General features: G+C 48.4%; 14 protein-coding genes. 4 read left to right on the forward strand and 10 right to left on the reverse strand.

Annotation, left to right across the window (positions count from 1 at the left end):
• Positions 1-60: 60 nt before the first annotated feature.
• A complete protein-coding gene (locus WCN91_RS05320) occupies positions 61-1,977 on the forward strand; it encodes an alpha/beta hydrolase family protein (protein WP_342676997.1) in 1,917 nt (638 codons plus the stop codon).
• Between the two features lie 37 nt (positions 1,978-2,014).
• Here the strand turns inward: WCN91_RS05320 and WCN91_RS05325 are convergent, their stop codons facing one another.
• The 3 genes from WCN91_RS05325 to WCN91_RS05335 form a co-directional block, all read right to left on the reverse strand.
• Positions 2,015-4,078 carry a S9 family peptidase gene (locus tag WCN91_RS05325; RefSeq protein ID WP_342676998.1) on the reverse strand — a complete coding sequence of 688 codons (2,064 nt, stop codon included), beginning with the start codon at positions 4,076-4,078 and terminating at the stop codon, positions 2,015-2,017.
• 343 nt (positions 4,079-4,421) lie between these two features.
• Entirely contained in the window at positions 4,422-5,816 is a 1,395-nt protein-coding gene (locus tag WCN91_RS05330; protein ID WP_342677000.1) for a hypothetical protein, read from the reverse strand.
• Positions 5,817-6,001: 185 nt separating this feature from the next.
• Complete coding sequence (locus WCN91_RS05335) at positions 6,002-6,949, reverse strand: LysR family transcriptional regulator (protein ID WP_342677002.1); 948 nt, start codon at positions 6,947-6,949, stop codon at positions 6,002-6,004.
• A 215-nt stretch (positions 6,950-7,164) separates the two neighbouring features.
• Between WCN91_RS05335 and WCN91_RS05340 the strand changes: the two genes are divergently transcribed.
• Positions 7,165-8,172 carry a zinc-binding dehydrogenase gene (locus WCN91_RS05340; RefSeq protein WP_342677004.1) on the forward strand — a complete coding sequence of 336 codons (1,008 nt, stop codon included), beginning with the start codon at positions 7,165-7,167 and terminating at the stop codon, positions 8,170-8,172.
• A 40-nt stretch (positions 8,173-8,212) separates the two neighbouring features.
• Here the strand turns inward: WCN91_RS05340 and WCN91_RS05345 are convergent, their stop codons facing one another.
• Positions 8,213-8,752 (reverse strand): acyloxyacyl hydrolase, encoded by a 540-nt coding sequence (locus WCN91_RS05345; protein WP_342677006.1) that lies wholly within the window; start codon positions 8,750-8,752, stop codon positions 8,213-8,215.
• Positions 8,753-8,983: 231 nt separating this feature from the next.
• Here WCN91_RS05345 and WCN91_RS05350 point away from each other — a divergent pair, with 231 nt between their 5' ends.
• On the forward strand, positions 8,984-9,595 hold the full coding sequence (locus WCN91_RS05350) for an MlaC/ttg2D family ABC transporter substrate-binding protein (protein WP_342677008.1): 612 nt from the start codon (positions 8,984-8,986) through the stop codon (positions 9,593-9,595).
• Between the two features lie 560 nt (positions 9,596-10,155).
• On the opposite strand, the gene WCN91_RS05355 is transcribed toward WCN91_RS05350, so the two are convergent.
• Genes WCN91_RS05355 through WCN91_RS05365 form a run of 3 tightly spaced genes read right to left on the reverse strand, consistent with a single transcriptional unit; the run spans position 10,156 to position 13,742 of the window.
• Positions 10,156-11,403, reverse strand: coding sequence for a threonine/serine exporter family protein (locus WCN91_RS05355; RefSeq protein WP_425416010.1), 1,248 nt, complete (start codon positions 11,401-11,403; stop codon positions 10,156-10,158).
• Positions 11,404-11,463: 60 nt separating this feature from the next.
• Entirely contained in the window at positions 11,464-12,693 is a 1,230-nt protein-coding gene (locus WCN91_RS05360) for a glycosyltransferase (RefSeq protein ID WP_342677010.1), read from the reverse strand.
• Positions 12,690-13,742, reverse strand: a complete 1,053-nt coding sequence (locus tag WCN91_RS05365) for a LacI family DNA-binding transcriptional regulator (protein ID WP_342677012.1) — start codon at positions 13,740-13,742, stop codon at positions 12,690-12,692. Before WCN91_RS05365 ends, WCN91_RS05360 begins: the two co-directional genes overlap by 4 nt.
• Before the next feature lie 138 nt (positions 13,743-13,880).
• On the opposite strand from WCN91_RS05365, the gene WCN91_RS05370 reads away from it, so the two are divergent.
• Positions 13,881-16,340, forward strand: coding sequence for a S9 family peptidase (locus WCN91_RS05370; RefSeq protein WP_342677014.1), 2,460 nt, complete (start codon positions 13,881-13,883; stop codon positions 16,338-16,340).
• Positions 16,341-16,575: 235 nt separating this feature from the next.
• Here WCN91_RS05370 and WCN91_RS05375 read toward each other — a convergent pair whose 3' ends face one another.
• Genes WCN91_RS05375 through WCN91_RS05385 form a run of 3 tightly spaced genes read right to left on the reverse strand, consistent with a single transcriptional unit; the run spans position 16,576 to position 22,303 of the window.
• A complete protein-coding gene (locus tag WCN91_RS05375; protein ID WP_342677016.1) occupies positions 16,576-19,656 on the reverse strand; it encodes an efflux RND transporter permease subunit in 3,081 nt (1,026 codons plus the stop codon).
• Positions 19,656-20,894, reverse strand: a complete 1,239-nt coding sequence (locus WCN91_RS05380) for an efflux RND transporter periplasmic adaptor subunit (protein WP_342677018.1) — start codon at positions 20,892-20,894, stop codon at positions 19,656-19,658. Before WCN91_RS05380 ends, WCN91_RS05375 begins: the two co-directional genes overlap by 1 nt.
• 2 nt (positions 20,895-20,896) lie before the next feature.
• Positions 20,897-22,303, reverse strand: a complete 1,407-nt coding sequence (locus WCN91_RS05385; protein ID WP_342677020.1) for a TolC family protein — start codon at positions 22,301-22,303, stop codon at positions 20,897-20,899.
• Between the last annotated feature and the right edge of the window lie 141 nt (positions 22,304-22,444).

Raw genomic sequence — 22,444 nt, forward strand, 5'->3', positions numbered from 1 at the left:
AATTGATAAATACCAAATGGCTTCTCTCGGGAAGCCATTTTTATTTCAGGGAGAGTGTGAATGAAACCTTTCAAGTTAATCAACTCACTGGTTTTAGGATTCGTTTTTATATCGGCAGGTGTTTCGGCTAATACTGCGTCGAAAGCGAATGAAGGCCTGGATATAGTAGAGAGTTTCTCTATCCTGCCGGCTATCCAAACCATACAAGTATCACCAGATGGTAAAAAGCTCGTGATCCAAAGGGCTAGGTCTAAAGATGGTGATTACATCATTGAGGTGCATGAGCTGGCGAAACTAGGCCAGGAGCCGGTACGTTTAGGCGCCGATAAAATGCGCGTATCCAGTGTTAGCTGGCTTAACAATAAAAAACTTGGCGTGAATTTCCGTCAATTGGTAGAAAATAAAGGTAAAAAATACTGGACTAGCAAGTTTGCCATTATCAATGCCAACGGCAAAGGCAACTGGTTGGTGCCATTTAAGAAGCAGGGTAATGTTAATTTTAATTTGATAGATATACTGCCGGAGCAGGAAAACGAGGTTTTGGTTGAGATAGATATCAATGACAATTGGATCCCCGATGTGGTGCAATTGAATATTGAAAGCGGACGAGAAAAGCTCGTATTGCGTGGTAATGACAAGATTAATAATGGTTTTATCGCCGATAATGATGGTGAAATTCGCGTTGCCTCGGGTTGGAATCATGCTGAGCAAGGGGTGGATGTTTTTGCCCGTTTAAAGGGCAGCTCGGACTGGCAAAAGATCCATACAGTAACGGGTAAAGAGCGAGAAACGTTCGAAATAGCCGGAGTATCCAGCGAAGAGCCGAATAAGCTCTATGTGATAGCCAATAATGGCGAAGATAAAACCGGTGCGTATCTCTTTGATTTAGAAAAGCGAACCCTTTCAGACCGACTCTTTAGTTTAGAAACCCTAGATACCGATGGCATCATCTTTGATAGGGGTGGCATGCTAAGGGGATTTCGCTATAGCGCTAAATATCCCGAGTATTATATTACTGAGCCGCAGTACCAAGGTATTTATGAAGGCGTTAAGCAAGCATTTCCAGATTCCTACCTTGCTTTTGTAAGTACATCGGATGACTACAATAATATTGTCTTTCTAACTCAATCCGGCCGCGATCCCGGCACTTATTACCTGCTAAAAGATAAAAAGAATATTGTGAAATTAGGTGAGCGCATGCCGTTTATCGATAAAGATAAGTTGGCAGACTCCAAATATATTTCTTATCAAGCACGTGACGGGCGCAAGATCCATGCTTACCTTACTCAGCCTCAAGGTAAAGGGCCTTTCCCGTCAATCGTTCTTCCCCATGGCGGCCCTTGGGGGCGTGATACCATTACCTTTGATGAGTGGACTCAGCTGCTGGTAGCCCATGGTTATGCGGTTATTCAGCCTAATTTTCGCGGTTCAACGGGCTATGGTTTAGAGCATTGGAAGGCAGGTGATGCCAATTGGGGTCTGAAGATGCAAGATGATCTCGATGATGCGGCCCTGTTTATGATAGACAAGGGGATCACCAGCAAAGACAAGGTGGCCATGTTTGGCTGGAGTTATGGTGGTTATGCAGCATTTGTAGCCTCGATGCGCGATAATAATTTGTATCAGTGCACGGTTGCAGGCGCTGGGGTGAGTGGCTTATCTCGGATCAATGCCACACTTAATGAAAGCGCCATTCTCAGTAAATTACAGCGCCCAACCATTAAGGGCATATCTCCGGTTGAGCAGGTTGAAAAAGTGAACGTGCCTATTCTGGTTGTGCATGGTGATATTGATGTTCGTGTGCCCATAGAGCATAGCCAGGCTTTTGTTGATGAGTTGAAAAAGCATAAAAAAGAGCACAAATATGTGGTGCTTGAAGGGGCGGATCACTTTTTAAACACATTATTCTACGATCATAAGCAGAAATTCTATTCCGAGCTGATCGATTGGTTAGATAATACCTGTGGCCTGAAATAATACAAAAAAGCCTGCATCACGCAGGCTTTTTTATGGCTTAGTCTTCTTTTTGTGCGTCTTTTACCGCTTTTAGCTTAGCGGCATGGTCAATCTTAAATTCTGGCATCTCTTTGTTGCCGGCCATCAAGTAGTTGTCCATCCAGCGCATTAAACGCAAGCTGTAGTCGTATTGCGCTGCAACTTTACGGTTACCATGGCCTTCACCCGGGTAGTACACCAGGCGTACGTCTTTACCTTGCACCTTCATATAGCGATATAGCTCCATGGATTGTGCCGGGTGCACGCGCGGGTCGTCTTTACCGTGCATGATAAGCAAAGGTGTTTTCGACTGACCGGCCCAGTAGATTGGGCTGCGCTCTAGGTACCACTGCCACTTATCCCAAGGGTAAGAGCGGGCGTGTACCAGGTGCATTTCGTTGGAAATATCCGTGGTACCAAACTTGGAAAGCTGGTTGGTTACACCCACAAACATCACGCTGGCGGCAAAGTGCTCGGTTAGTTTAGTTGCACCCCAGGCCGAGGCATAACCACCGTATGAACCACCGGTAATACCTACGCGCTTAGTGTCAACCAAGCCCATATCTACCAGGTGTTGCTTCATATCGACCAGGTCGTCGAACTCTTTACCTGCATAGTCATTTTGACCCAGCTTAGAGTATTCAACGCCTTTACCCGTTGAACCACGGTAGTTAGGATAGAAAACCGCATAGCCGCGTGCTGCACCCATTTGGCCTGGATCTGAGTAACTTGTTACCCAGCCGTTTTTATCGTGGCTTTCAGGACCGCCGTGTACCGCCATGATCAGTGGGTAGGTTTTACCTTCTTCATAATCTAGCGGGTAAACCAGCACACCACCGATCTCAACGCCATCGCGGGCCTTGAAGGTCAGGGCTTCTTGTTTGGCAAAGCGCTTGTCGTTTAACCAAGGGTTTGAATCGCTTAAACGGGTAGCCTTAGAGCCGCGCACCATATACACCTCGTTCGGGTGCTTGGCACTGTTAGCGCTCAGGGCCAGGGTTTTGTCCGAGTCGGAAATACTCAATGAGCCGGCGATAAACTTGCCTTCTTTAACCAGCTTCTTGTATTTGTTTGAGCCAACCTTGATCTGACCGATAAAGCTCTCAGGGCTTACCTGGGCCACAAAGTTCAGGGTGTTGCGCTTGTTTGACCATTCAAAGTCGCTGATATGACCCATAAAATCAGGTAGCCATTCGTTGATCTCACCGGTTTCGGTGTCCGCAAGGTATAGGCGGCCCGTGGCCGGATCGTGCTTGTCATCAGCACCTAAAATCGCCACGTAGCGACCATCGTGAGACAGCTCGGCAGCGCCTAGCTTGCCTTCGGTTTTAAACGACAGGGTTATCTGCTTGCTGTCCAGATCGAACAGGTGCCATTGCGACTTCATATATTTGTCGTCAATCAGCGCCGTTGGCTGGGTCTTAACCAATAGCTTTTTGCCATCGGCAGAGTAGTTCATATCGCTGACATAGCCGTCTATGCTGATGGCTTCTGGGTCAAGCGGCTTATCAGCAGGGGCAAGATCAACCAGGTGCAGTTGCTTGTTATCCAGGCCTAGCTCATACACTTCGGCCATAAAGCCAAGCTTTTTAAGCTCTTTTTCAGACTTATCTTTGGCTGGCATGGCCAGTAGCGCTACCTGATCACCATTAGGGCTTAGCTGGTAGCTGGCAATGGCACGGCCTTTAAGGGCCATGACTTTTTGCGCTTGACCACCATCGACTGGGATCTGGTACAGGGCAGTGAATTTATCGTCGCCCAGCTTGGCCAGGAAATAAACCTGCTTGGCATCGGCAGACCAGCTGATGCTCTTAATATTGACCTTGCCGGTTATAAATGGACGCTCAACGCCTTCGTCATCAATAACATACAATTCGCTGTAGTTAAGGCCGTTTTCGTCCTTGTAGAGCTCACGTGGCAGGGAGCGGGTAAAAGCAACCTGCTCGCCATCCGGGCTGATAGCGGTTTGTAAAACGCTTTTTATTTTTGGAATGTCTTCAACCGTGATGGTGTCATTGGCAAATGCTGGAGCGCTTACACCCACGGCCATGGCCATGGCCAGCGTCGATTTCAATAATTTCATCTCTGTCCTTCGCTTGTTGTTATGCCAATTCTGTTAAGTATGTGATCAGATATAGCGCTGGATAAATGATGTGATAACAAGGCGGAATTTTTCCTATGTAGTTACTCTACATATAAAAATTCCAACACCGTTAGCACGATATTTAGCCCGCTAGAATGATTAGCTATTTAAGTGAATTGGTATTCGTGTTCGCTATTCTACAAAAGCGCGTAGCGAAAGCCAGTGTTTGCGATTAAGGCCAGATTCAGTGGGTTAAACAGCGGGCGGGAATTGTTGGCAGGGCAAAGGGGTTGGGCACCTGCCAACAGGGTTGGGATTTGCGTCAAAAATTGAGGTTTAGCACCTATTGGGTCTGCTCTTCGCCTTGCGCCGCTACCGTATGCAAGGTGGTGAGCTTGTAACCGGAAGCTGTGTTGGCATCAGCCTCTAAGATCATTATGTAGTTACCATCGGCAGTTACATCCACAGCACCTTGCTGGTGCAGCACTATCTGCTGGCCGTTATCCTCTAAAATGGCGTAAAAGCCATATGTTTTATCGAGCAAGGTTAAAGACTTGGCGCTATAGCTGCTAACGCTGTCGAGGTGATGCTCGGTTTGCGAAATGGGCTGGCCATCCAAGGTAAAATAAATGTCCAGTTTATTAACCGGCAAACCGGCGTACTCATCGACCAGATTCACTACAGTCACCTGATGGCTGACGCTGTTAGGCACCAGGTTTTGCGCCACGCTCATCAGTCGTGGGCCGTACTCGGCATCCTTATAGAAAACGCCCAGGCTGCTTTGCTCCTGCTCCAAGGTGAGCAGGTAATTATCTACCAGGGTATTGCCTTGCTCATCAAGCATGGAGATGGAGTAGCTGTTCGGTGCCAGCTCCAGTGTTTGCGACAGGGTATCTGCGCCAGTGCTCGCCGTACTTAGCTGGAAATCCCCTTTACTGGCGGTAAATTGGGCGCTTGGGTACTCGTCCATGCTGTTGTAAAACTGCACCTGAGCCTGGGCATCCTTGTTTTTCAGGCTATAGGGAGTATTGCCATTGGTGATGATATCCACCGTTAGATAGTTGCTGCTATTGTCATAACTGGGGCGAATGGCCATCACCAGGGCATCATCGACATTGATACGGGTTTCATCAGATTGCCAAATCGGCGTTGTGCTGCCGGCTTCGGTCAGATAGAAGGTGTAGTCATCTAATTTATGCTCTGTGCTGGCGCTCAGGGTTTCAAACATGGCTGAGCCAACCAATTCGGCTTGCTCGAATACGCCATCATCCGCAGCCATATAAAGATCAAAATTACGCTCGGCATTGGTCACATTGAGCATTTGCAAAGAGAACATATCGCTGGTTTCACGATAGGGCAGGTCGACGCTCAGCAGTTTTTGATCTTCGATATTGCCATACATCATGAGTAAGGTTTTAGTGTCGTTACGAATACTCAAGGTGTCGCTGATTATATCGACCAGATTTCCCTGATCGTTACGGTATTGAATGGCGAAGTCATAGTCATCCGTGGTGTAGCTGTGTGTTGACGTGACATTGCCAAGCTCCGCCGTGGTGCGCGCTACATCGGCGATGCTCAGGGTCATGGTGGGACCATTAGTGGTGCCATTGTACAGCTGAATACTGCCGGAGTCGCTGTTGCCGTCGGAGCTGCTGCCGCAACCGCTTAGGGTGATTAATGCAGTGCCGGCGAGCGCCGCCAAAGCCGGTTTAAGGCCTTTGTTATTGTTGTGTTTCATACATGAGTCCATAGTAAGTTTGGTGCCCAGTATGACCGATTAAAAATAAAAAAATCCCATGTTTTACATAGTATTACTTCGCTTAACAGATGTTTACACAAGTGTGAAAAAGTGTGCGAATTCAGGCAGGTTGGGTTACATATAAAGCCGCTTCAATGTCACTGCTTCATAACTAGGTTAAGGCCTTATTTTGGTTGATAAAGGGAGTCTAGATTGGGAATATTCAACTCCCAGCGCGGCACTGTCTCACCGATATAATGACGCACTGCATCCAGTAGTAAGCGGGTGCGCACAGGTAGGTCGCGATGGGGGTAGAGGGCGTACATGGCGCTGTAGTTCGGCAGGTTTATCTCGCTCAGCAGCGGCTGCAATTGGCCCGAGGTGATCTCATCCTGGATCAGCAGCGCCGGCACCAGGCAATAGGCGGTGCCGGAAAGCACCTTGTCTATCAGCACCTCGCCATCATTGGATGTATAGACGGCGTTTATTACTTGCTCGCAGTGCTCACCCTCGGCATTAATATAGCTTATTGAGTCTAAGCGCTTATGGGAGCTGGAATAGGTGGCAGCTGGCAAGGCGCCCAGCTCCTCCATGGTCTTTGGCTCGCCATAGGTGGCGATAAACTCTGGGCTGGCCAACAAGAGCATGCGGTTGCGGGCAATTTTACGGGCGATCAGAGAAGAATCTCGGGGCTCGCCGATGCGAAACGCCAGATCAAAGCCTTCGGAGATCATATCCACTGGGCGGTCATCCAGACGCATATCCACATTGACCTGAGGAAAGCGTTTTTGGAAGTCGTTGATCACCGGCTGAATATAGCGCCGCCCCAGAGTGTGAGAGGTGGCGATACGCAACAGGCCGCGCGGCTCCTGATGATAGTTTTCCGCCAGTTGCACTGTGTCGGCCAACAGCATGCGTAAGTCTCGGGCTTTTTTGACCATTTCAGCCCCGGCGGCGGTCAAGGAAAAGGAGCGGGTGGTGCGGTTAAGCAGACGCACGCCAAGTTCGTCTTCCAGTTTACTGATCTGTTTAGATATCACCGATCTGTCTATATTGCGCATGGCCGCAGCCTTGGAAAATGAACCCTGTTCCACTACCTCAAGTAGCATAATAAGTCGGCTGGTGGTATCCATAGCTGGCATCTCGGTGGGGCAAGAATTTATTGATGCCATTATGGCATTAATGTTTTTATAAAACCAGTGTATCTGATGACGCGGCGGTTATTTAACATGGTAAGGTTGAATATTGGCGCCTATTTGCTCAGTATGAGCACAACGATCGGCGCCAACCGCGATTATGATACTCGCCATCATGCGTTGAGACGAATCCCCAAGCAGAGGAAATAGCTATGCCCGGCCCTAACCCCACCATGCAGGCCCTTGTTTTACATGAAGCTTCGCCAAGTCTGGCGCTGCAGTTGCAAGAATTACCGATGCCGTCCATTGGTGCCAATGAGGTGCTGGTGGAAGTTGAATATGTGGGTCTGAACCATATAGATGCGCGCCTTGGTGCTGAGGGTTTTTGTCGTTGGCAATATCCTCATGTGCTGGGCATTGATGCGGTAGGCACAGTTGTTGAGGCGCCGGTTGGCGTGTTTCCTAAGCGTGGCACCCGGGTGATATTTACTACCAGCTTGGCGGATCAAGGGGTGCTTAAGCGCTATACCAAGGTGGCCAACTATGCGGTTGCCGAAGTGCCCGAGTCCATTCCCAGTGCTGTGGCGGCTACTTTGCCCAATGCGGGGATGACGGCGCTGGCGGCACTGGACAAAATTCAGCTGCAGGCCGGCGAGAGTATTTATATTAATTCCGGTTGCGGTGCGGTGGCTCATTTTGCCATTCAATATGCGCGTCAGCGCGGTGCCAAGGTGTTTGTCAGTGCCCCTAAAGGCGAGCATGAGCGCATTAAGGATTTAGGTGCCGATGTACTTTTTGCCAGCAAAGGTGAGCAATTGGCGCGGGATATTAAGCGTGAACTTGGCCCGGATGGTTTTGATACCATACTCAATAGCTGTGGTGGCGAGACCTTTGTTGCCGATTTGGCGCGCCTGCGCTTTGGTGGCCGAATCGCCTGCCTAAATGGTTTTTCCGAAATTCCTCAGGAGCTGTTATTTAGCCGCGCGCCTATTATAGCCGCCGTGTCTTTGGGTGGTGCCTGGTTGGCCAATAACTTGTGTGCGCAGCAAAAATTAAGCTTTATGGGGCAACAACTCTTGCAGGATGTGGGCTCGGGTAAGATTCAGGCTCCCGGCCATCGCATTGTGGCTTTTGATGTCAAGCTGGTGAGTGAGGCGCTGCGTCAACTCTATCAACAAAGTACCGCCGTGCGCCCCGTGGTAGCGGTTAAGCCAGGTTGAGGCTCACCGCATGAATAAAACAAGCCCTTCTCTGGGCACGCTAGAATGAACGCGAATAGGACAAGGAAATAAAGTCCAGCCCCGGGTTAGGGCTTTCAAAACCGGCGTTGGAATAATGCAGGTAGCGCAGTCCAAATTCGGTATTATCCACTTTGTAAACTAGGCCAATTCTGTCTTCAAACTGGTAGTGGGTGCTTACGTCCTTACCAGCGAACTCGGTGTCATCTAAGAGCGACAACCCTATGCCAAATTCAAACATCAGCGGGTGGCCCCGATATTGGGTGATGGGGTATTGAAATACCGGGGTGAGTGCCACAACAAAGTTGCGATCATAGTCATTGTTGTCGCCATAGCGCCAGAAGTTCACACTGCTTTCAAAAAACACCTCAAAATTATTGAAGCGCTCCGGCAGGTATTCGCTGAGATAATACTGATAACCTAATTTGATCCCTTGCACATCTCCCTCACCCTGAATGTACTGCAGGGTGTAGCCATGTCGCGGCGTTTCCTGTGCTTGGCTGGCAGCTAGGGGAGCCAGGCTTAAGGCCCCGACCAAGGTGGCTAACATTATTGATTTCATACGCTTAACCTCACAACAAAAGGGCGCGTACTATTCATTGTGAGGGGCTCAGGATCAATGCACGAAAATGCACAGTGCTGGTGCATACACGGCAACAATAAACTAACGTATTGAATAATAAAAATAAAATTATATGTGATAAATTGGAATCAATAATGTGCATATTTGTTGCTTATATTTCAAAATCCAATCCGCTACCATGGCTGTCAATTCGATGTGAGGAGAGTGGCCATGCGTGTCCCTAAGTTGTTTTTACTTTTTATTACCACCGCCATGCTGAGCTTGTCGGCCGCTAAGGCGCAGGCCGCCAATGCTGAAGATCCGTACACCATGCTTAAGCAGGTCGGCGAACAGCTATTTATAGATATCGGCAATATAGAGGCCGATGAACAACAGAAAAAGGCCGAGCTACGCAACCTGGTTAAGACGCAGTTGATCCCGCATATCGACACCAAATTCGTGTCCTTTAAACTCCTTGGTAAGCATGTACGCGAAATCAATAAGCAGCAGGCTGTCGCCTTTATTGGTGCCGTTGAGTCGTATTTGGCTCATACCTATGCCAATGCTTTGATGAACTACAAGGGTCAGGAAGTGCACTTTATTAAACCTAATGCGGCGCCAACTAATGGCTATGCGACGGTGAAAACCGAGATTGTCGAAGCGGGCAAGCCGACCATAGATATCGTCTTTAAACTGCGCCAAGACAAGGCCGGTAGCTGGCGAGTTTATGACCTGGTAGCCGAGGGTATTTCACTACTTGATGCCAAACAGAAAGAAATTATCGCTCGTATCACCGAGGTGGGTATCGACCAGGTTAATCAAGAATTGTTAGCCAAGGGCTAATGCAGAGTTCTGTTCCTGTAGTGTTTGGGGAAACTTGTAGTCTTCTACCCATGAGGCTCTCCCTTGGGCTATCCCAGGAGTTCCCCTTTTTTCTCTGCTGGAACACTGTGAGTACAATTTGCTAGTGCGTTGTTGTATTAGGGTCTGTTGACCTTTGTTGTTTGTTTCTGCAGCAGTTTGTAGCGGATTTATACAAGGCGGCACATGTGTGATGTAGTTATTCTACATGAACATGTAACAACACAGTAGAAATGCGCTACAAGCGCTGCCCTATGGGTTCATCTAAACGCATCCTGCTCTGTGTTGCTCGCTATGTACATAGGCGAGCAAGACCGAAGCAATGCTTCGCAGCTTAGCGAGGTGAGTGCATGGATGCACGATGTAACCAAGCTTCATGGATGAATTATGCCTTATAGGTTAGTGCTAAATTCATCAGAATGCGTTTAGATTGAACATAAAGTAAACCACAAAGATAAACAGACCCTATTAGGCAACATTTTTTCGGGTGAACTTATGGCCTTTTCCCTGTGGCCTCCTATCAATAAGTTCACCTTTTTTTCTTAGAGACTTTTCTTCGGTGGCAGCACCACGTTCGCAAAAATAAGCCCAGCCACAAGTGACATAAAGATCAAAAAGGTTTGTTGGCCGATATGGTCGGCATAGACAAAATCCTGCCCTTCAATCAGTGAATTAAGCCCTATATAGGTTTTTGACCCAGGCACTAGTACGATTAAGCCCTGCATGGCAACGATGGAGGCCGGGGCATTGGCGATACGGTTAAAGAGGTTACTAAAAATCCCTACCGCCAGAGCGCCAACAAATGTGCCCAAGGTGTAATCCAAGTAAGCGGCAGAGCCGATACTGGCACCATAGGCAATAAAGCCGGAGGCAATGGACCAAATTGCATGTTTTGTTTTGGTTCTAAAAATAACCACAAGCGCCGAACAAAGCAGCAGGATAGCGAGCCAGGCCGTCCATTTGGGTAAGGGCTCTGGCGTTACAAATTCTGCCTGCCCAAAAAGAGCAAAGCCAATCCCAATCCCAATAAAAGCCCCAAAATAGAGCTTAAAGAGCAACATAAAGGAGTCCATTACCCGCGCCGTGCCAGACACCAGATGCCGCGCTGCCAGCTCGGCCAGCCCCAGCGCCAAGGCGAGGCCTGGGATAAAGACGATGATACTGGAGAGCACCACCAGGCGAATGTTTATTTGCGCATCCAGATACACACTGATGGCACAGGCCAAAATGGCGGATATCACGGCCACCAGGGGCTCGAGCATGTGGGCCACACGGCGCGAATAGCTTGACCAGAGCACGAACAAGTACACCACCAGGGTGAGCAGGCCGGAATAAAAGACATCATTCCAGCTGGTGCCCATCAACATGGCAAAGGCGCCGCCAGAGAAGGCAAAGGCACCGGCGGTGATCCATTTGTTGTAGGGCGCCGGCATCACGGCGATTTCATCAAGGCGCTTGTCTGCCTCGGTGATGGTTAATTCGCCTTGGATCAGGGAATTCACCACCTCATCGGTGTTGGCTAACGAGCCGAGATCATGATCGCCCGGATCAACGCGGGCGACATGGGTGTACTCGTTCTCATGACCTTCGGTCCAGATCACAAAGGTCACCGAGGTGGGCGACATAACGAAGGAAGATTTCAGCTCTAAATAGGTCGCTACCTCCATCAGGTGCGCCTCGAGTCGATAGGCCGGAGTGCCGTATTTATGCAGCATTTTGCCGAGCTTAACGATAAATTTACGTTTTTCTTTAAAGAGAGCGTCTTCCACGCAGCGGTCCTCGGTAGTCATTCATAACGCATAGAGCGTGCGCATTTTATTGATCTAAGGTTACCTGTCTACTGATTTCTATCAAGATTTTATTGAATTTTTTGCTTCAATCCACTGTGCCATGTATTGGGTACTGCGCATGGTGTGGTGTTTAAGCATTTGCCCGGTAAAGTTGCTGCGCCTGTGCTGTGCCAGGTTTTGTTGTAATTCCTTGATACGCGCCAATAAAGCGGATGCCAAGGTATTGCTGTCGTAGACCTGATTCAGTATTGCTAGGCCATGCTCCTGAGCGGCAGTAAAGTCGGCCTCATTTTCATGCAATTGCACCGCGGCATCGGCAAACGCTTGCGGGTCATTGTGCAGCGCACCGTTCCAGGGTAAATCCAAATGCATGCCCTCAGCGCCAATCGAGGTGGTCACTGAGGGCGTGGCGGTGATCATGGCTTCCAACAGCTTGCCTTTAATACCAGCACCAAAACGCAGTGGCGCCAAACACACCCGCGCTGCGCTCATAACCTCAAGGGCATCATCGGCCCAACCCTTGATCAAAAAGCCGGTCTTGGGGTTATGCAAGGCGGTGGCTTTTGGTGGCGGATAGGAGCCGTAAATATGCAGCTGGGCCTTGGGCAGTTGCTTGCGGATCAGCGGCCAGATCTGCTGTAAATACAGCACCGCATCCCAGTTGGGTGAATGCCTGAAGTTGCCAATGGTCATAAAATGTTGGCGCTCGGCAAAGCTCGGTGTTTGCTTGGGCAGGGCGCTTAAGTCGACCATAAAGGGCAAATGATGCAGCAGCGCGCGGTCAACCTTAAATACTTGATTGAGCAGCTGCATCTCGTAGCTGGAGATGATTAAGCTGAGATCGCTGCGCAAAATAGCGGCGATTTCACGCTTGGCTAAATCCGTGTGCAGTTCGGCTGTGTCAAACTTCTTGCCCGCTTTATGGGCTTCATAGCGGGCGCCACGTAAACATTGCAGATCTTCGGTATCAAGAATTTTCAACGCATTAGGTGCATACTTATCGACCCGCCAGCCGAATTGCTCTTCCATCATAAAGCGGTCGAACATCACAATATCCGGCTTTAGTTCGCCAAGATAAGCATCGAAACTGCTGCAGTTGAGGGCAATATCCTTGCTGCTGATGCCATATTGTGACAGGTCTTCCATATGCTCGGTGCGCTGCGCCGGGGAAGCGAACTCTACCTGCCAACCTTGATTGCGAAACAGTTTGAGTAGCGACATCATATGGCTGCCGGCCGCCGAGGAATTTGGCTCTGGCCACACATAGCCAATCACTAATACTTGGGTCATAAACAAGACGCTCGTTTAATAAGGGTTACATCGATAAGAGTGCGCCGAGGCACGCTTTGGCCATTGAGTAAGGCGGTTAAAATACTTAGGCTGTGCTCGGCCAGGTCGCTGCTGCGATAGGCCACCGAGCTTAGCGGACAAGGTAAAATAGCGGAGTCGGGCAAATCGCCAACACCTACAAGCTTCACTTTATTGCCAGCACTATTGTTGGCAATAAAGCCAAGACTTGGCAGGGAGTCGAGCACGCCATAGGCGATCGGATCGCCGGCGCATAATATGCCCAGGGGCGATGCCTGCTCCGCACAGAGCGCATCATCGAGTGCGTCAGCCAGCGCCGGGTTACTTAGGGCCTGCTGGCCAGCCTGGCGGGTACCATCACAAGCAATCAATTGGCGTGTTAGAGGCGCTTGGTGCAAATGCAGCGCCTGCTCAAAGCCTTCCACCAGCTGGCTGTAATCGCTGATTGAAGGAGCGCCCAGTAAGGTAAGGGATTTACAGCCCTCGGCTATTAATGCCTGAGTTGCCAAAAACGCACCGCGCTGGGTATCGGCAAGCACACAAGGAGCTTCGCTAAAAGGCACTTCGCGGAGCACATTAATGATCAGCATGCCGCTTTCGCTAAGGGCATTTTGCCAGGTGACAACCGTGCCTGTGGCCGGACACAAGATCACCGCGGTAACATTCGACTCCCGCAGGCGTTCCATCAGTTGTTGTTGGGTTTTAAGCTCATCATTGCTGCACAGCAACATGGGCACAAAGCCGAGCTCAAGCACGCCTTGTTGCAGCGCCGTAGCCAGCTCAGTGAATTTGGGGTTATCCAAGGTCGGCAGCATGATGGCTACCAGGCCCGATCGTTTTGAGCGCAGCGCCGCCGCATCCCGGTTATACACATACCCCAATTCGGCCATGGCCTGGCGCACCTTTTCCTTGGTTTTATCGCTGACCTTATCCGGCTGAGTTAGCACCAGAGAAACGGTGGATTTGGATACTCCTGCCTGGTGGGCAACATCAATGATGGTAACTTTGGGATGAGGTGCTGTGCTGGTCATGGCGCTATAAGGGGCTGATTAAGCGTTATATGGTAGCAGATCCTGCGCCAAACTAACCAGTTAATCGCAACGACTTGCCTAGTTTATATACCGAGGTAGACTGGGGTTTAAAACAATAATCACAACAAAGGGTTTGCTATGAAACAACACCTCATCGCCTCAGTGCTCCTTGGGGCATTGGGCCTGGGATGTGCGTCGACCGCGCTTGCTCAACAAGAGGCGCCGGCCGGGGCACAAAATGACGCTGGCTATCAAGTGCCATCGAAAGAGCTGGCGCAGGTCGTCGATGCCAAGTTGGCACCGCGTTCCATGTTATCACCGGACGGCCAATGGCTGGCGTTACTTGAACGCCGTCGCGTTGAGAGCTTACAGGAGCTGGCCAAGCCAGAGCTGAAACTAGCCGGTATCAAGCTCAATCCAGATAATTTTTCTCGCTCGCGAGTGCGCAACAAGTACACGGCGCTGACGTTTAAATCCCTCGAGGGTGATATTACCCTGGACGTGAGCGGTTTGGATGAGGGCATTATGCGCTCACCGCAGTGGTCCAGCGACAGCCGCTATCTGAGCTTTGTCTATGAAACGCCAGCATCGGCCACCCTGTGGGTGTATGACATCACTACGCAGGCACTTAAACAACTGACCGACCATGCATTGAACTCCGTCGTCACGGCAACGCCTTATCAATGGATGCCCGATGCCAGTGGCTTAATCATTAACCATGCCGTGAACCTGGGTAAGGCCCAGCCACAAGACGATGCCAGTACGGTCGTACCTGTGATCCAACAAACCACGGGTGAAAAGGCGCCGGCCCGTACCTATCAGAATCTGTTAACCAGTCCCTACGACGAAGCGCTGTTTTCCTTCTATGGTCACGGCCAGTTGATGCGTGTGAGTTTGGATGGCCAGGCCAAAGCCATCGGCAAGGCCAAGCTATTTAGTAATTTCAGTATCTCACCCGATAGCAACAATATTCTTGTGGCGACCTTGGATCAGCCCTTCTCTTATCAGGTGCCGTATTTCCGTTTTGCCACTACCTGGTCTGTGTGGGGAATGAGTGGCTACGAGTTAACAGAGCTGGTTAAACAGCCCTTGGCCGACAATATTCCTCAGGGTTTTGACAGTGTTCGCACCGGTCCTCGTGACTTTGAATGGCGCAGCGATAAAGGTGCAACGCTTATCTGGGCCGAAGCCCAAGATGGCGGCGATATGAAAAAAGACGTGCCGCATCATGATCATATCTATACTCTGAGCGCGCCGTTTAAACGTAAGCCTAAGTTATTTGCAAAAACAGAGCGTCGTTTTGCCGGTGTGACCTGGGGCAATGAGAACCTGGCTATGCTTTCCGAGTGGCGCTTTAGCGACCGTCAGGTGCGCAGCTGGATTATCGCGCCTAACGATGCCGATGCCTCGCCGGTGTTGTTCTCCGAGCGCAGCTATAACGATGCCTATAAAGATCCGGGCGACCCCATTTATACCCATAATGATTTGGGTGCGCGCGTAATGCAGGTCGTGGGCGACCGCTATATTTACCTGCGCGGCGATGGTGCCTCGGAGCAGGGTAATATTCCATTTTTGGACCGTTACGATGTTAAAACCAACAGCACCGAGCGCCTGTGGCGCAGCGAAGCGCCTTACTATGAGCGCGTTGTTGATCTGTTAGACGAAAAGGGTGAGCGCTTTATTACCGTGCGCGAGTCTAAAACCGAACAACCGAATTTGTTTGTGCGTGATTTGGATGACGACACCCTGACGCAACTGACTCAGTTCCCGCATCCATACCCGGCGTTTAAGGGCATTCAAAAAGAGCAGGTACGTTATAAGCGCGATGATGGTGTTGAGCTCTCCGGCACCCTGTATTTGCCAGCCGGTTATGAGCCGTCGCAAGGCCCTATCCCCGTGCTGATGTGGGCCTATCCACTGGAGTACAAGGATAAAACCGTGGCCTCGCAAGTCCGTGAATCGCCTTATGAATTTACCTACATAGGTTATTGGGGCCCCATGCCTTATCTGGCCAAGGGCATTGCCGTGTTTGACGACCCGAAAATGCCCATAGTTGGGGTAGACGGCAAGGAGCCGAACGACACCTTCCGCAAGCAGCTGGTAGCCAGTGCTCAGGCGGCGGTGGATGTGCTGGTTGAAAAAGGCGTGGCGGATAAAGACAAGATAGCCATTGCTGGGCACTCCTACGGCGCCTTTATGGTGGCTAACCTGCTGGCCCACAGCGACCTGTTTAAAGCCGGTATTGCCCGCAGCGGCGCTTATAACCGCACCTTAACGCCATTTGGTTTTCAGGGTGAAGAGCGTAACTTCTGGGAAGGCCAGGCGGTGTATGCCAATATGTCACCGTTTTTCCATGCGGAAAAGATCAATGAGCCCATGCTGATGATCCATGGTAAGGAAGACCCCAACAGCGGTACTTTCCCGATGCAAAGTGAGCGCATGTATGCGGCAATGAAAGGCCTGGGTAAAGACGCCCGCCTGGTGATGCTGCCTTACGAAGCTCACGGCTACCGCGCCCGCAAGAGCCTGCTGCATGTTTTATGGGAGCAAGAGCAGTGGCTAGATAAGTACCTGCTCAGCGATGAAAGCGCCGAGTAATCTGCTTGTTACAAGTAAAACCCACGCTTGATGCGTGGGTTTTTTATGGCTCTTAGAGTGGGTGTCCTGCTAATTTTCACGCTCGACTTATAGCTTAAAGCTTCTTTACTCTTTCCCCTTGCTAACTCGCTAACTTATTTGTTTATCTTATAGCTGACGGCTGAAAGCTGATAGCTCCTGTGTGTTGGGTTTCACTTCACTCTACCCAACACATATGCTTTCAACCTATCGACCCCTATTTAAACCATCCTTGAAAGCGCTCCATTAATAGGTAATTAACTGGCACTAATAGTAAGGTGATAAGCGTTGCGAAGATAATCCCAAAGCCAAGGCTTACAGCCATTGGAATAAGGAATTGTGCTTGCGTTGCTTTTTCAAATAACAGCGGCATTAAACCAATAAAGGTAGTTAAACTGGTTAGCATTACTGGGCGAAAGCGTGCCGCCCCTGCAAGTTTAACGGTTTCAAGTAAATCACCGCCCTCTTCACGCTTCTTATTAATAAAATCAACCAGTACCAATGAGTCATTCACTACAACGCCTATCAAGGCTAGCATACCAAGTAGGCTCATAATGGTTAACTCCATGCCCATTACCCAGTGACCCATTACCGCACCTATCATGCCAAACGGAATAACACTCATCACAATTAATGGCTGCATATATGATTTAAATGGTATCGCTAATAACGCATAAATAATAAAGAATACAAACACCAGGCCCCAAGCGAGTGAACCAAATGATTCACGCTGCTCTTTGGCTTCACCTTCGAGCGAGTAATCAACGCCTGGGTATTGCACCATTAGCTCATCTAAGTAAGTTTTTAAGTCTGCTTGCAGTACCGTCATATTGGTATTTGATTTTTCAACATCGGCTGTTACGTTCAATGTGCGATAGCGATCAATACGATAAATAGACGATGGACTTTGCCCCGGCACTAAGGTCGCTACATGCGACAATGGCACTGTGCCACCCGTTGGTGTTTTAATTAAAATATCGGTTAAATCAGCAACTGAGCGACGCTCTTCAATTGGCAAACGCACCATTACACGCACATCATCGCGGCCACGTTGAATACGTTGAACTTGCGCACCAAAGAACGAATTACGCACTTGCTGCGATACATCAACACGGTTTAAACCAAGTGCCAAACCTTGCTCTGTTAGCTCAATTTGCAGCTCGTCTTTACCATCTGACATGCTATCGGCAATTTCGTACACAGTTGGGTAAGTTGCTAAACGCTCTTTGACCTTTTCTGCCACAGCTTCAAGGGTGTCGATTGAGCTGCCACTTAGCTGTACATCAATAGGATCTGAACTACGACCAAATTCAGCACGGAAAGTTACACTCTCTGCGCCCGGTATAATACCGATAAGGTCACGCCATTCACTGGCGAGCTCTCGAGAACCTATATCTGATTCACGTTTTTCGGCTGGTGTGATTTCAAAGCGCACACTACCTGTATTTGATGAACCACCACGGCCACCTGTGGTTGCCAAAATATTTAAAATCACGCTTTGGCCATCTTCATCACGATACTTGTCTTGTAGCTCTTTGGCCTTATCTGACATATCGATGATGTACTTGTTGGTCACTTCAAACGGTGTTCCAGCAGGGAATGTTAGCTCTGCGCGAACAGTTTCACTTGGAATACGCGGGAAGAATATAAACTTCGTCCAACCACTGGTGATCAGGGTCAAAATGATAAAGAAAATACCGACGAACAAGCTGACCGTTGCTAATTTATTCTTTAGCGCAACATTTAGTAGCGGTTGGTAGTACTTCATAATGGCGTGTTCAAAGCCATCGGCAAAACGCTGCTGAAAACGCTGTAGTTTTGACGGGTTACTTTTTTCACTACGTAGCTTTAAGTACTTTAAGTGAGCCGGCAGAACAAATTTAGACTCAATTAAAGAGAACAGTAATACCGGAATAACGACAACAGGAATTTGCGCGAATAAGGCACCACGGTTACCTTCGATAAAAGCTAATGGTAAAAATGCGGCAACCGTTGTAAGTACACCAAAGGTAACGGGTGTCGCAACTTCTTGCGTACCACGAATAGCAGCTTGTTCACCACTTTCGGCTGTTTTTAGGTGGGTGTAGACGTTTTCTCCGGTCACAATGGCATCATCAACAACAATACCAAGTACCAAAATAAAACCAAATAAACTCATTACATTAAGCGTAATACCAAAAATCGGCATCGCTAAAAACGCGCCCATGAACGACACAGGAATACCAATAAACACCCAGAAGGCAATAGCAGGACGCAAGAACAAGGTCAGTAACGCAAGAACTAAAATACCACCTTGAATAGCATTGGTTGTTAGCGTCGCAATACGGCTTTTCACGATTTCAGAGTCGTCATCCCAAAAGCTTAACTCAAACCCTTCTGGTAGCTGGCTTTGATGCTCGGTAATGTAATTTTTTACCGCATCAGCAACTTCAATCGCACTTTGTGGACCAATGCGATACACATCAATAAACGCCGCTTGCTTACCATTGAAGCGAGTACGAACTGGGGTTTCTTCGAAGTCATCGGTAATACGGGCAATGTCGCCTAAGCGAATAATGGTACCATCAGCTTGGTACTTCACCACAACTTGGGCAAACTCATCTTTACGATAGGCTTGGCCTTTTGAACGAATGAGTACATCACCCCCTTGTGTTTTTAAGTTACCCGCTGAAACATCGGTACTTGAATTACTAATTGCTGAAGAAATGTCCGATAAGCGTAAATCGTATTGGCGCAATGTATCTTGGCTTACTTCGATAGCAATTTCGTAATCTCGCACCCCACTTAGCTCTACCTGAGTGATTTCTGGCAAGCGTAATAAGTCATCACGTACATGCTCGGCATATTCTAAGGTTTCTTTTTCGCCGTATTCACTCGACACAGTTACCGCTATTACTTCACGGGTACGCTGCGCGAGGGCAACAACCGGTTTTTCGGCATCAACCGGAAACGTGTTAATGGCATCAACCCGGCTTTTAATATCGGCTAATAGCTCCCGTGGGTCATAGCCGGTATCGACTTCAATTGATACAGAGGCAGAACCTTCTGATGAGCGGCTAGTGATACGCTTGATCCCTTCAAGATCTTGCACCGCTTCTTCAATACGGATAGCGACACCTTTTTCAACATCTTCAGGTGTTGAGCCACGTAGGGTAACACTTACACTAATGCGGTCTGCTTCAAATGAGGGGAACACTTCGAGTGGTATTTGCGTCGATACGCTAAATAGCCCCGCTAATAAAATGCTGATTAGCAATAAGTTTGCTGCAACATGATTCTTTGTAAACCAAGCTATCATTATTGCGCTCCTTGCTCTTTAAGCGGCTCTTGGTTGCTTGGGCTCTTAGCTTTTCCTCTGGTCGCCTGATAGGCTTCGCTACCCATTACCGTCACTTGGGTACCTGAGCTAACTTGTCCAAGCGGTGTAATCACTAAATGATCCCCTGCCGATAAGCCTTCGGCTACCATGGCGTGATTAGCGTTTTGCCAAGCTAGTGAGATATTTTTACGACGCAACACACCTTGCTCTTCAACATACACATAAGTGCCTTGGTAAATTGCGCTGTTTGGGATCACAATGGCATTTTCAATCGTCTGGCCGGTAATTTGCGCTTTGATGTACTGACCAATTTTAATTGGGTATTGATTCGATGACGTTGCTTGGTAAGGGTCATTAATTTGTGCAACCACGTAAAGCTGCTGCGCGCTTTCATCAATGGCACCTTCGGTGCGAATAACTTGACCTTGCCATTGCTGTTTACCAACAAGATCTGAGCTGAAGTTAACGAGTGAACCCGCGCTATTTTTAGCACCATCACGAAACTGCTCTGGTAACTTAATGAACGGTAAGTCTTTATTTTTGATTGGTAAGCGTATTTCAACACGGTCAATAGCATAAATGTTAGCAAGTTCCATGTTATTACTCACCACTTGCCCCAAGTCTACGCTACGACTTAAAACACGTCCCGCGTATGGCGCAGTGATTTTTGTACGCTCTAAATCAAGCTTCGCTTTTTCAAGCGTAGCTTGGGCAGACAATACACTTGCTTCGGCTGCTGCAAGTTGTGGCTTACGCAGTACCAGGCTACTTGCTTGCTCACCATTGCCTAAGCGTTCCCAATCGGTAATTGCTTGGCGGCCACGAGCTTGCTCTTCAAGTAAGCTTTGCTCAGCAGTTAATAAAGCCGCTTGTGCTGATTTTACTTCGGCGCGGTGATCTCTATCATCTAGTTGCAACAACACATCGCCTTTTTCGAAAAAGCCACCTTCACGGAACTGCTCACTAATTTCGATAATTTGCCCAGAAGCCTGCGCCACTAGCATACTTTGCGTACGTGGTTTTACGGTGCCAAAGCTATCAATCATCACCTGATAGTTTTCTGGTGTTAGGGTTTTAACAGCCACATTCACTTTTGCTTTTGGCGGTGAAGAAAAGCGGTTAGCCTTTGGCGGGTTGCCTTTTATAAACATGACAAGCAGTACCGTCACGACGATCACTACCAATGGAATTAAAATTTTACGTGTCTTGCTATTCATGATTATTGCTCTGCTACTTCGCTGTTTGCTTCACTAAAATCACCACCAAGGGCAATATGTAAGTTGATTCTGTTGATAATTAACTGGTTTTTAATTTCGATTACCGAACTTTGCGCATTGAATGAACGGTCTTGCGCATCAAGTACCGTGGTGTAGGTAACCAAACCACTTTGATATTGTTCAAAAGACAAACGCTCTGCAGCAATAGCGTTTTCTTGCGCTTCTAAGGTTTTTTCGTAGCGTACTTTAAGCGCTTGTTCTTGGCTAATCGCTGTTTCAACATCGTTAAAGGCATCATAAAGTGTGGCAAGATACGCTTGCTCTTGGCGCTTAACGTTTAACCTTGCTTGTTCTTCATTGGCTTTTAAGCGACCACCTTCAAAAAGCGGCATCGAAATACTACCAATCAACGACCACGCTAAGCTTGAAGGCGAAAATAAGTCGCTCACTCTATCTGTGCTATCACTCATTGATGCAGAAAGATTCAAGCTCGGAAAACGTTGTTTATGCGCATAAGCAAGACCAGCATCGGTGCTAAGTAATTGATACCAGCTTGCCATTAACTCAGGTTTGCGAGTGATAAGCTCTGAAGGTAAACCAAGCGGAATGGCACTATCGAGTAGTGGTAAATCTGCGCTAACGCTTAACGCGCCAGTTGGGTATTGGCCTGTTAAACGCTCTAAATCGCGAATCGATTTAGTTAACGTTGCTTGCTGCGCGGCAATATTCGAGCGCTCAGTATTTAGTTCATTACGAGCAAGGTAAACATCAAGCGCTTCATTTAAACCTTGGCGATAACCAAACTCAATGATCGATAGATTCTGTTCGGCATTTTGTTCGCGCTGTTTATAAAGTTCGAGCAGTTTTTGATTTGTGATTACATCAAACCAACCTGATACTACATCAGCCACTAATTGTTGTTTGCTTTGCGCAAATGTGGCTTTTTCAGCTAGGTATTCAAGGTTTGCTTGTCGTTCCGAAGCCGATAATTTACCCCATAAATCAACTTCGTAACTTAACTCTAATGATGCTGAGTTGGCGTTTTTATAACTAACAGGGCGGTTATCTTTACTTCGGCTTGCACGTGTTGATAAATCAAGGCTTGGCCATAAATCTGCCCCAGCAGCAATAAGCTGCTGCTCTTTAATCGCTACATCGTAACCCGCTTGTAAAATTGCTTGGTTATAAGCTAATGCTTGCTCAACTAAAGTAAAAACTTGAGGATCGTGTAATTGCTGCAACCAGTTATCTTCAACAGCAAGCACCTTGTCACTCGATGGTAATTGCTGCCATACACTTGGAACACTCTCAAGCTCAGCAACTCGCTCATTGTGAGTCGGCTGGCTCGCACATGCACTGAGCAAAATTACACTTAAAGCCAATAAACTCGGCTTATATTGCCAATTCATTCTAAGAACCTGAAAAACATCAATTTATGAATGTTATTCAAGCACCACGTTAAGTTTTGCTCAACTGACTTTACATAAAATTACACCGCCTGACATTTGACGACGATGAGCTGCAGGGAAGAGGCGATGAAAGGGAGGTAA

This window comes from Pseudoalteromonas qingdaonensis (genome assembly GCF_038739665.1).
GTDB classification, from domain to species: domain Bacteria; phylum Pseudomonadota; class Gammaproteobacteria; order Enterobacterales; family Alteromonadaceae; genus Pseudoalteromonas; species Pseudoalteromonas qingdaonensis.